Here is a 9,507-nt window from a genome sequence, read left to right as displayed (position 1 = left end):
GCGGAGAGTGTGCAGCGCACGTAGAGAACGCGTTCGGTGAGGTGGACGTCGTCCCAGTGCAGGCCGAGGGCTTCGCCCTTGCGCAGGCCGGTGCCGATGAGGAACTCGAACAGGTCGGCCATGTCCGGGTCGGTGTGGTGGCAGTGCCGGAGGAAGCGGACCGCCTCGGGGGCGGTCCAGATCCTGCGCTCCGGCGCGGGCGGTCGCCGCAGGGCCGGTGGGCTGGCGGGGTTGTGGGCGAGGCGGTGCTGGCGGACGGCGTCGCCCAGCGCGCTGGAGAGCGTGGCCAGGCACCGGTAGAGGGTGGTGCGGCCGGCGGCCGGCGGCGAGCTGGCCGGTGACGAAGGCGCTGATGTGCCGGTGCCTGAGCTCGTCCAGTCTGAGGCTGCCGACGGCGGGGACGAGATCGTTGTGCACGTAGTCCCGGTAGCGGGCCATGGTGGTCGGCTTGAGCACCAGCGCCTTCGCCGTCAGCCAGGTGTTCAGGTAGTCGGCGACGGTCTGGTTCGGGTCGGCGTTGAAGCCGCCGACCTCGCCCTCCAGGAACGTCCGCAGTGCGGCCTCGGCGGCGTCGTGACTGGTGAAGCCACCACGCCGGACGGTCGTCCGCCGGTGGTGTGGGGCGGGAACGTCGACGGCGAACGTCCACGTCCCGTGGTGACCGTCGGCGAGCAGGCGGGGGCAGTGTGCTCCGAGCTGGCGGCGGTGGGTGTCGCGGCAGCCGCACCTGCGGTAGATGCGGCCGCGGTCGGCGGTGGTACGCATGAGGGTCGCCTCCAGGACGCGGGCGGAGGGCCGACACCTCCAGTCTCGGGCGACCACATGCGACCACCAGACCCGCCTGCTGGCCGTGACCAGCGCGTTTCCCTTGGCTGTGCGCGCCAAGGGCGGCGGCTCGGAAGTCTTCCCGTGGATCACCTCTTCCTCCTGACCTTGATCACCAAGGTCAGGGTCGGATGAAGGTCACAAGTGGGTCAGGTTCGAGCGACGCCGAGAGGCTGAGGAAGATGAGAGCGACGGTTCAGGAGAGCAAGACGCCGCCAGTGGTGGCAGACGCGGCCCCGGATGCCGCGGACGCGGCAGGGCTGTCGGCGAAACCCGATCCGGACGATGTACCTGGAGCCATGCTGACATGGTCACGGGCTCGGGACGCCAACGCTATCGTGGACGTACGGCGCGGTGGAGAGGAAGCGGCCATGACCTCGGCGTACGACTACAGGGAACTGCACGAGCTCATCGATCGCCTGGAGCCCGAGCAGGCGGAGGAGCTGCGTCGTCACGCCCTGCGTCTGGTGAAACCCGCGCCGAGTCGGTTCCGGATACTGCGGAGCTTCGATGGCCCGGCGACCGATCTCGGCGCCCGGGCGAAGGACATCGCGCGGGCGGAGATCGGCGAGGACGATGCTGATCGTTGACACTGGTCCGCTTGTCGCCTTCCTCAACCGCAACGACCCTGACCACGAGCGGTGCGCCGAGTTACTGGAGTCCTACGACGGCGACCTTGTCGTCACTCCGTATGTGCTGACCGAATGCTGCTATCTGGTCGGGAAGTATCTGGGCGCCGAGGCTGAAGTCAACCTGGTGGAGTCCGTAGTCGGTGGTGATCTCGTGCAGGTGTTTCCCGATGAGCGGGACATGGCCCGGATCGCTGAGCTGATGCACCGCTACCGTGGCTTTCCGCTGGGCGTGGCGGATGCTTCAGTGGTCGCTGTGGCGGAGCGGCTGAAGCTGACGGATGTCGCGACGCTCGACCACCGGCATTTCCGGGCGCTCGTGCCCGAGCACGTTCCCGCGTTCACACTGCTTCCATGAGGAGTCCTGTCCGGGCTTCCTCGGCCCCATGGCAGTGGGGGCGTTACCGGAGGCTGTGGCGGTCGAGGCGGTGGATGAGGCCGGGGCGGCGCTGGTAGTCCTCGCGCAGGCGGGTCAGGCGCTGGTGGAAGTCCGCGTCACGTCCGGTGTGGGCGTAGGCGTCGCGCAGTTCCGCGAGGAGGGCGACGGCCTGGTCGTAGGCGGTGCTCTTCTTGGTGGCGATGTGCGCCTCGATCCGCTGCCAGGCGGACTCGGCCTCGCGCGCGAGGGCGGTCAGGTGCCGGGCGCGGGCTTCGGCTCGTTCGTGTTCCGCGTGCTGTCAGCGTTCGGTGCGCAGGGTGTGGGCGGCGTCCAGGAGGAGGGCGGCGGACCGGCGCCCGGGGATCGCAGTGGGGGCGGTGGTGCCGCGCAGGCGGTGCAGGAGTTCAGTGCGCAGCTGCGGTTCGGGGCCGAGGACGAGCCGCAGGAGCAGGGCGTCTTTCTCCTGCTCCGGTAGGGCGGCGATCAGTGGCGCGAGTTCCTTCTTCGTGGGATTGGCCGACTTCCTTGGGCTCGGTGGGCTGGCCTGAGCCGCAGCCGCGAGCAGATCGGCGTCCACACGCAGGAAGTCCGCGAGCGCGCGCTGCGGGGCGGTCAATTCGCCGAGGCCGACCGGGACGGGCGGTTCGGGGCAGGACTGATATTCCTCTTCGTCGTCGTCTTCGAGTTCCCAGGCGGCGAGCGCGGAGAGCCACGCGAGGTAGAGGGGGCGCAGGTCCCCGGTGGCGAGTTCGTCGCGTACGCCGATGAGGGCGGCCAATGAGTCGTCGGCGCCCTCGATCCAGTCGCCGCCTTCGTCCTCGCTGGTGAGGTCGAGCAGGAGGTGGGTGCGGGTGGTCCAGGCGTCGATGTGATGGTCGAGGCAGTACGGCTTCACCGTGGGCAGGGCCAGGGCTTGCCTGGGCAGGCGGAGCATCAGGCGGTGGGTGCCCCAGTTGGTGACGTACAGGTGGGCGTCGAAGTAGCGCTCGACCATGCGGCGCGGATTGGCGCTGAGGTCGCCCCAGTTGTAGGTGTTGGTGAAGCTGGTGGCGGTGATCCGGGCCCGGCTGGAGACGGCCCGCAACCGGTCCTGCTCCTCGCGGCTGAGCGGCCGGTCGAGGGCCTGGAACTCGTAGTACTGGTACTCGCTCACACGGCGGACCCTATCGCCGCTGCGGGTGGGCTCGGACGGATAGCGGGCAAGGCGGCCGGAGCGGACCGGACGTCATACTCAAACGCCCTAGGGTGAGCCGAGACGAGCGGTTCCGGGGAGGCGTGGACTATGGCGGCGGTGTGGACCGAGCGGGCCATGGAGTACGGGGCGCAAGCGGAGCTCGCGGCGGTGCTGCAGTTGGCCGCCGCGGGCAGGCTGCGGTGCAGTGACAAGGCGAAGCGCCCCTCCGCGGCCACGATCCGAGCGCTGGGCGAGGTCCTCACCGGCGGTGACTTCTACGAGGGCGAGGCGGTCAGGGCCTTCGCCTGGCCGCTGCTGCTCCAGGCTGGCGGTCTCGCCGAACTGTCCGGCGGCCGACTGGAGTTGACCGCGCGTGGCCGCAAGGCGCTGGCCGAGCCCGCCCACGAGACGATCCGGCACCTGTGGCGGCGCTGGCTGAGCCATGGGGTGTTGGACGAGTTCAGCTGCATCGAGGCGGTCAAGGGGCAACGCGCGGCGAACGTCCTCAGCGCGGCGGGTCCGCGCCGCAAGGCGGTGGGTGCGGCGCTCGCCGAGTGCTGTCCACCCGGGGAATGGGTGACAGTGGACGAGCTGTTCAAGGAGATGCGTACCGCAGGGCATGATCCGTACCTGGTCCGCTCCGAGCGGGCGTTGTGGAAGCTGTACCTGGAGGACGCGCAGTACGGCAGCCTCGGCTACGACGGGCACCACGACTGGCCGGTGCTGCAGGGCCGCTACACCCTGTGCGTGTTGTTCGAGTACGCGGCCACCCTCGGCCTTGTCGACGTCCAGTACATCGACCCGGACGGCGCCCGGGACGACTTCCGCCACATGTGGGGCGCCGACTGGCTTCAGCGGCTCAGCGGCTACGACGGGCTGCTCGCCGTCCGGTTGAACCCGCTTGGGGCGTACGCGACGGGGCGCGCCGACGCCTATCGGCCCGGTCCAGCACCCGCCGCCGGGGCGCGGAGCCCGGTCAGGGTCCTGCCGAACTGCGACGTCGTGGCACTCGACGGCCTGGCTCCCGCCGAGGCGCTGCTGCTCGACGCGTTCGCGACCCGGTCCACCGACCATGTCTGGACGCTGTCCACCGCCTCCCTGCTGAAGGCCCTCCACGCAGGCCGCCGCCTGGACGAGCTGCGCCGCTTCCTGGCCGAGAGCAGCACAGGAGAGGAACTGCCGCAGGCTGTCGCGGTGTTGCTGGATGATGCCGCCTCCCGCACCGAGAAGGTACGGGATCTGGGTACATGCCATCTGCTGGAGTGCGTGGACGAGGCACAGGCGGTGGTGATCGCGAAGGACCGCAAGGCGGGCGCGCTGTGCTCCCAGGTTGACCCGAGGCACCTCATGGTGGCCCCTGGCGACCTGCAGGCCTTCCGCGCCGCGCTGCTGAAACTCGGTTGCGCACTGCCCGCCCGGACCTGAGCGGGGAGATCACGCCCAGGGCGCGGTCCGCGGGGCGTGGGCACGTGATCCAAGCGCGGTGACAGCGGCGGCTCGGCCGGTAGGGGTGAGGCAGATCGTGGAGCGGCTGCGATCGCGGTACGCCAGGAAGCCGAGGGCCTCGCCGGGCCGCAGCCACTGCCACAGGAAGTGGCGGGTGTCGTCCGGCCGCGGGGTGCTGCCATCGGCGAGGGTGAACGCCTCGGCGGCCAGGGTGTGCACGGCGCCGGTGAGGTCGTCGAGCGTGGACTCCCCGTCGAGCAGGGCCGCGGCGGCGGCTTCGGCGAGCTCGGCTCGGACACCGTCGCCGAACCACGCGCGGGCCGCGGTGGCCTGCAACAGGGCCGGGTCGGTGAGGTGCTGCCGACCGCGGGCGGTCAGGGCTAGCTTGCGGTGCCGCTTGGCGAGCAGCCGCGCCGCGCGGGCCAGTTCGTGCAGTTCGACGAGACGGGCGACGTCGTACTCGGTGCACGGCACCATTCCGGGCAGATACCAGTCGTAGCGCTCGGCGGCCTCGACGACCAGGGCGCGCGGCAGGTAGCCGGCCTGGGTCAGCGTCACTCCGTCGCCGACCGACTCCAGTAGCCAGCGCAGGGGTTCGGCCGTGTCGGCGGGCACCTCGGGCGCCACGCTCAGCAGGCCCATTACGGTCCCGCGCAGACGCCGCCGGGCGGCGGGCGGGGCCTCGGCCCAGGTGCGGCGGCGCTCGCTGCGGACGCCTTCCAGCGGGGTGCGGCCGTCGTGCGCAGGGTGCGGGGTGGTGAGCCAGCGCTCCAGGTGCTTGATGCGCGCGGCAGCGTATCCGCGGGCACCGGGCACCAGTGCCCCGTCGTCCAGGGCCTGCTCCAGCCGCCGGGAGGCGTTGCTGCGGGCGACAGCCTCGTCGATGCCCATCACCGGCCCCCAGGTGAGCAGGGCGGTGTTCGGCGGGGTCACCGGGGAGGCGTCCACCGCCCGCCGGTAGGCGGCCCGCCCCTGATCGGGCGAGCCCTGCCACGCGTCGAGGACCCCGCGGGTGACCTCCGACGTGCAGACGGCGGCGGCCCGGGACCGGCCGGCGTCCTGGAGGAGTTCGGCCAGGGCGGTGAGGATGTGCGGGTACTCGGCGGGCTCCGCCATCCACTTGACCGGCAGCTCGTACCAGCAGAACCGCTCCACGTCCTCCTGGGCGAGCGAGTCGGCCGGGCCGCCGTCCGGCAGCAGCCAGCTGAGCAGCCGATCCCGCACCTCGCTCGTGTCGTCGGCGCGCGTCATGCGTATCCTTCCCCACCGAGTTCCCGGTCGAGTTCGATTGCCCGGCGACGTGTCCAGTCCTGGTGGAACCCCGGCCGGTCCGCCGCCCGGAGCACGGCACGGGCGGCCGCGGCGTCACCCTGCCGCAGGGCACAGGAGACCATGGCCTCCAGCGGTTGCCAGTCCTCCGAGCCCAGCACAGTCGCGGTGGCGGTGAACCGGTCCACCGCCCCGGCCGCGACTTGGGCATAGGCGCGAAGGCCCAGGATCTCACGGGCGCGGAAGTCCCAGCGGGCCGAGGCATACTCGCTGTGCAGCGCGCAGGCCAGCGCCTCCACCAGGTCCAGATCGCCCCGGACCCCGGCATGCGTGAACAACTCGGCCTCCTGCCGCGAGGTCCCGCCGAAATCGCCGACCTCACCCAGGAGTTCAAGGAAGTCCTGCCAGAACACGTCGGCGGGCAGCGCCGTCTGCCGCCAGGGGACGGCCGCGTACTCGGCCACCGTCCGGCGCAGCCACTCGCCCAATGTGCCGCACGAGTCGTCGCACACCCGCAGCGCCCGCACCCCGCGCGTCAACGCGGCCCGCCGGACGGCCAGCAGAATCGCTGCGTCCCCGCCCGCTTCCGCCACCTCGGCGACAGTGGCTTCGGTCAGAGCGTCGGCCACCGCCATGGTCGCCCACTGGCCATGATGCCGATCCAGATCCACAACCCCCACGAATGCTTCGTACGGCCCCTGCGGCGACACCGGGAAGCGCGGCCACGCCCCGGTCAGAGCCCGCTCGGAAAGTCGCCGACTCGGAGTCCGGCGCATCGGCGCTGTCTTCGCCCGCCCCTCCAGCGCCTGCCTCCACACCTTGGAACGGGCCCGGGCGACGACCTTCGGATCACGCGCTGCGCCTCCGGCGAGCTCGGCCGCACCGAGCCCGTCCGCCGCAAGACGCTCCCGCAGATCCAGCAGATGACTCCACAACGGCTCCAGATACGCCCCGCGCATCACCCCGCCCGACCGCTCCCGCGTCAGGCGAACATCGAAGGCGTCCCAGTCGCCGCCACAGTCCACCACGCACACCACGGCGAACCACACATCCCAGTACGACCACTCACCGGGCGGTGCCGTATGAGGCCACGGCTCCGGGCCGAACGTCGGCGGCCGACGCCTGGAAGGGGACTTGTCTGCCGTGCTCACCAGCGCATTGTCGCACCGGAGACGATGGCGCTCGCAGTGCGTCATGGGGTCCCCCTGTTCGAGTACAGCCGAGAACTTGAGGAGTAGCCTCGCGGGCATGACCGAGGCATGGACCGACCACGCGCTGAAGGCACTCCGCGCCGCGTGCCACACCGCCAACGGCCCGTCCCTGCTCGCCCTGTTGCGTACGCATGACCCCGCCGGCGTGCTGCAACAGTGCGGGGACGCACTCACGGCAGCCGTTTCCCGGGCAGTGCCCGGCGCTCAGGGGACAGCGACCGCGTGCACCACCACCCTGCGCGAACGGGGCTGGCCCGGCGACGAGGTCCTCGCCCGGCAACTCGACACGGCGGGTGGCGGTGCCGGCTGCGTGCTACGGCCGCTGCCGGTCGACCTGGAGGAACTCTCCGGTCTGCTTGAAGGCGACCCGGCCTGGGGCGGTGGTCGCATCGACCTGGACACCGGCGAGTGCCGACCCGCCCTCGCGGACACCGACGAGTCATGGGACGAGGACGAACCGGAAGGCACCGAGCGGTGGCTCCATGTCCCATGCGAGGGACCACGTGATGCCTACCGCGACATGGAGGACTTCATCACCACCCTCGACGACCAGGACCTTGCCCGCTACCTCGGCATCGCGATCCAGGGCCCAGGAGCGTTCCGCCGATTCAAGGACATGCTGGCCACCTCACCGGCGCAGCTGCAGCGGTACTGGTTGTTCGCCGGGGAACGGCAGTACGGCCGGGCCCGGGCCTGGCTCGCCGGTCAGGGTTACCGGCCGGCGCTGCCGACCGGCCACTGACCCGGGCGCTCTTACGGTCCCCAGTGCCGGTAGGCCTCGATCCACTCAGCCCCCTCGGGCGCCGGATCCGGCAACGGAAGGTCGAGAATGCCGATCGCCTGCCGGTGCCTGCCTCGCGTACAGACCGCCACGATCTGGCTGCCGGGCAGCAGATCCACCTTCTTCACGGTGACCTCGACCCCGAGAACGACCGTCTTGAACGGGACGGCCAGCTGCTCTGCGAGCATCGTGTAGAGGCCCGTGAGCTGCTCCTCGTCGTCGTAGGCGTCCACGGTGGCCTGCTCGACCAGCTCATCGAGTTCCGCGTCACGCAGCTGTCTGTCCACAGGGAACACGGTACCGGCGGAGCCCGCAGCTCCCTTCGCCGGTCAACCGCCGGCCGCTCCACCCTGAGCCACGACGCTCGTTTCTCCCGCCCCAAGGGCCAGCGTGCCGCCTGATAGCGCATACCGACTCCCCAGCGCCCACCGCGGATTGGCGCCGAGAGGGCCGCCAGCTGCACGGGCTGATCAGGCGCAGGCTCTCCGCTCGCGGTGCCTACCGAAGGCTGCCGGGCCCCATGGCCCTTGAGCAGGAGACCAGCCATGTTTTGGGTCCCCCGTAGGGCTCGAACTCGTGGCTGGCCGCTCACATTTCGAACCATGGATGAGGGGCCGCGACCTGCGTTTTTCCCAGGTTGGACGGAATTCAGCCAACCCGGCTCTTCGTCGCGTTCCCGCTGCGACTGCTCTATACGCTCCGCAGGCCTCGTCACCTGCATGTTTCGGTATACCTGATAAACCATCAGTTCCTTGCGGGCGGCGTGTGGGGGAGCTGTATCAGGCCCCAAGGAGGCAGGTCGGCCACGGACGGCTCGGAGCGCAAGGGCCGTTCGCCTCCGCTGACTTGCCTGCTCTCGGCTGAGGCCGGACCACAGAGACTCCTTTACTCGGCCGAGTACGCTGAACACTGACCTCGAAGAACGACCCGTCGCGCGTCGCTCACCGACCACCCAACTGGGGGTCAAGGGGTCGCAGGTTCAAATCCTGTCGTCCCGACCAGCTTTGATGCAGGTCGGAGGCCGTTCTCTCATCCATGAGAGAACGGCCTTTTGCGTCCCTGGAGGGCTGGTGGTCGCAATGTGGTCGCACGCCCGAGCCGGGGTTGGTTCGCCAGGGTGCTGGTGGCGGGCGGTGCGGGGGAGCGGAGCTTGTGGAGGGCTGCGCGGAGGCGGTGGATGTGGTCGCGTGGTGGTCGCAGCCACGTCGGCCGGTCCCTACCGCCGACGGTCTGCTCGGCTCTGTGGAGGACTTGGTCGATGGTGTCGACGGCTTCGCGGGCGCCTTGCTGGGTGAGGTGGCTGTAGAGGTTGGCTGTGGTGGACAGGGTGGAGTGGCGAAGCGTCTTGGAGACCACAGTGAGCGGCACGTCGGCGGTGATGGTGAGGGTGGCGGCCAGGTGCCGCAGGTCGTGAACGGTCACCCGGGGGACGCCGGCTTCGTCGGACAGTTGCCGGAGCCGGTCCAGGACGGTGGGGGGCCGCAGCGGCCGGCCGTCGGGTCGGCAGAAGACGAGTCCGGCGAACGGATCGCCTGGGCGCCTGTGGGCGCGATCCCTGGACCGGGCCCGGCGTCGGAGGGCGGCGGCGACGCGGGGTGAGATGGCTACCCAGTTCTTGCTGGTGAGGGTCTTGGGTGCGGTGATCACAAGGTGGTTGTTGTCGATGGCGGAGAGTGTGCAGCGCACGTAGAGAACGCGTTCGGTGAGGTGGACGTCGTCCCAGTGCAGGCCGAGGGCTTCGCCCTTGCGCAGGCCGGTGCCGATGAGGAACTCGAACAGGTCGGCCATGTCCG

At 70.6% G+C, this 9,507-nt stretch carries 9 protein-coding genes and 1 pseudogene; 4 read left to right on the top strand and 6 right to left on the bottom strand.

Annotated elements, in window-relative coordinates; translation table 11 throughout:
• Positions 1–765, bottom strand: a pseudogene (locus ACTWQJ_RS38655) (hypothetical protein); the annotation flags it as partial.
• A 431-nt stretch (positions 766–1,196) separates the two neighbouring features.
• Here ACTWQJ_RS38655 and ACTWQJ_RS38650 point away from each other — a divergent pair.
• Both ACTWQJ_RS38650 and ACTWQJ_RS38645 read left to right on the top strand, forming a co-directional pair.
• Positions 1,197–1,415: a hypothetical protein gene (locus tag ACTWQJ_RS38650; RefSeq protein ID WP_210589781.1), complete on the top strand. Its 219-nt coding sequence runs from the start codon at positions 1,197–1,199 to the stop codon at positions 1,413–1,415.
• Positions 1,402–1,812 (top strand): type II toxin-antitoxin system VapC family toxin, encoded by a 411-nt coding sequence (locus ACTWQJ_RS38645; RefSeq protein WP_443311111.1) that lies wholly within the window; start codon positions 1,402–1,404, stop codon positions 1,810–1,812. The genes ACTWQJ_RS38650 and ACTWQJ_RS38645 overlap by 14 nt, the downstream gene beginning before the upstream one ends.
• Positions 1,813–2,131: 319 nt before the next feature.
• Here the strand turns inward: ACTWQJ_RS38645 and ACTWQJ_RS38640 are convergent, their stop codons facing one another.
• Positions 2,132–2,986, bottom strand: a complete 855-nt coding sequence (locus ACTWQJ_RS38640; RefSeq protein WP_443311110.1) for a hypothetical protein — start codon at positions 2,984–2,986, stop codon at positions 2,132–2,134.
• 129 nt (positions 2,987–3,115) lie between these two features.
• Here ACTWQJ_RS38640 and ACTWQJ_RS38635 point away from each other — a divergent pair, with 129 nt between their 5' ends.
• On the top strand, positions 3,116–4,432 hold the full coding sequence (locus tag ACTWQJ_RS38635; RefSeq protein WP_443311109.1) for a helicase-associated domain-containing protein: 1,317 nt from the start codon (positions 3,116–3,118) through the stop codon (positions 4,430–4,432).
• A 9-nt stretch (positions 4,433–4,441) separates the two neighbouring features.
• Here the strand turns inward: ACTWQJ_RS38635 and ACTWQJ_RS38630 are convergent, their stop codons facing one another.
• Both ACTWQJ_RS38630 and ACTWQJ_RS38625 read right to left on the bottom strand, forming a co-directional pair.
• Complete coding sequence (locus ACTWQJ_RS38630; protein ID WP_443311108.1) at positions 4,442–5,704, bottom strand: hypothetical protein; 1,263 nt, start codon at positions 5,702–5,704, stop codon at positions 4,442–4,444.
• The gene (locus ACTWQJ_RS38625) at positions 5,701–6,873 is read right to left on the bottom strand and encodes a hypothetical protein (protein WP_443311107.1); all 1,173 of its coding nucleotides are present in this window, start codon (positions 6,871–6,873) and stop codon (positions 5,701–5,703) included. Before ACTWQJ_RS38625 ends, ACTWQJ_RS38630 begins: the two co-directional genes overlap by 4 nt.
• Before the next feature lie 97 nt (positions 6,874–6,970).
• On the opposite strand from ACTWQJ_RS38625, the gene ACTWQJ_RS38620 reads away from it, so the two are divergent.
• Positions 6,971–7,675: a UPF0158 family protein gene (locus tag ACTWQJ_RS38620; RefSeq protein ID WP_443311106.1), complete on the top strand. Its 705-nt coding sequence runs from the start codon at positions 6,971–6,973 to the stop codon at positions 7,673–7,675.
• An 11-nt stretch (positions 7,676–7,686) separates the two neighbouring features.
• Here ACTWQJ_RS38620 and ACTWQJ_RS38615 read toward each other — a convergent pair whose 3' ends face one another.
• Positions 7,687–8,001 (bottom strand): calcium-binding protein, encoded by a 315-nt coding sequence (locus ACTWQJ_RS38615; RefSeq protein WP_443311105.1) that lies wholly within the window; start codon positions 7,999–8,001, stop codon positions 7,687–7,689.
• A 742-nt stretch (positions 8,002–8,743) separates the two neighbouring features.
• The coding region (locus ACTWQJ_RS38610) for a site-specific integrase (RefSeq protein WP_443311104.1) at positions 8,744–9,507 on the bottom strand (764 nt) is incomplete at its 5' end.

The sequence above is a fragment of the Streptomyces sp. KR55 genome (genome assembly GCF_052245645.1).
GTDB lineage: Bacteria > Actinomycetota > Actinomycetes > Streptomycetales > Streptomycetaceae > Streptomyces > Streptomyces flavusporus.
This window is presented reverse-complemented; position numbering and strand designations above follow the sequence as displayed.

Coding starts and splice junctions, on each gene's coding strand:
- ACTWQJ_RS38650 (WP_210589781.1), top strand. CDS start 1,197: ATGACCTCGGCGTACGACTACAGGGAACTGCACGAGCTCATCGATCGC.
- ACTWQJ_RS38645 (WP_443311111.1), top strand. CDS start 1,402: ATGCTGATCGTTGACACTGGTCCGCTTGTCGCCTTCCTCAACCGCAAC.
- ACTWQJ_RS38635 (WP_443311109.1), top strand. CDS start 3,116: ATGGCGGCGGTGTGGACCGAGCGGGCCATGGAGTACGGGGCGCAAGCG.
- ACTWQJ_RS38630 (WP_443311108.1), bottom strand. CDS start 5,704: ATGACGCGCGCCGACGACACGAGCGAGGTGCGGGATCGGCTGCTCAGC.
- ACTWQJ_RS38620 (WP_443311106.1), top strand. CDS start 6,971: ATGACCGAGGCATGGACCGACCACGCGCTGAAGGCACTCCGCGCCGCG.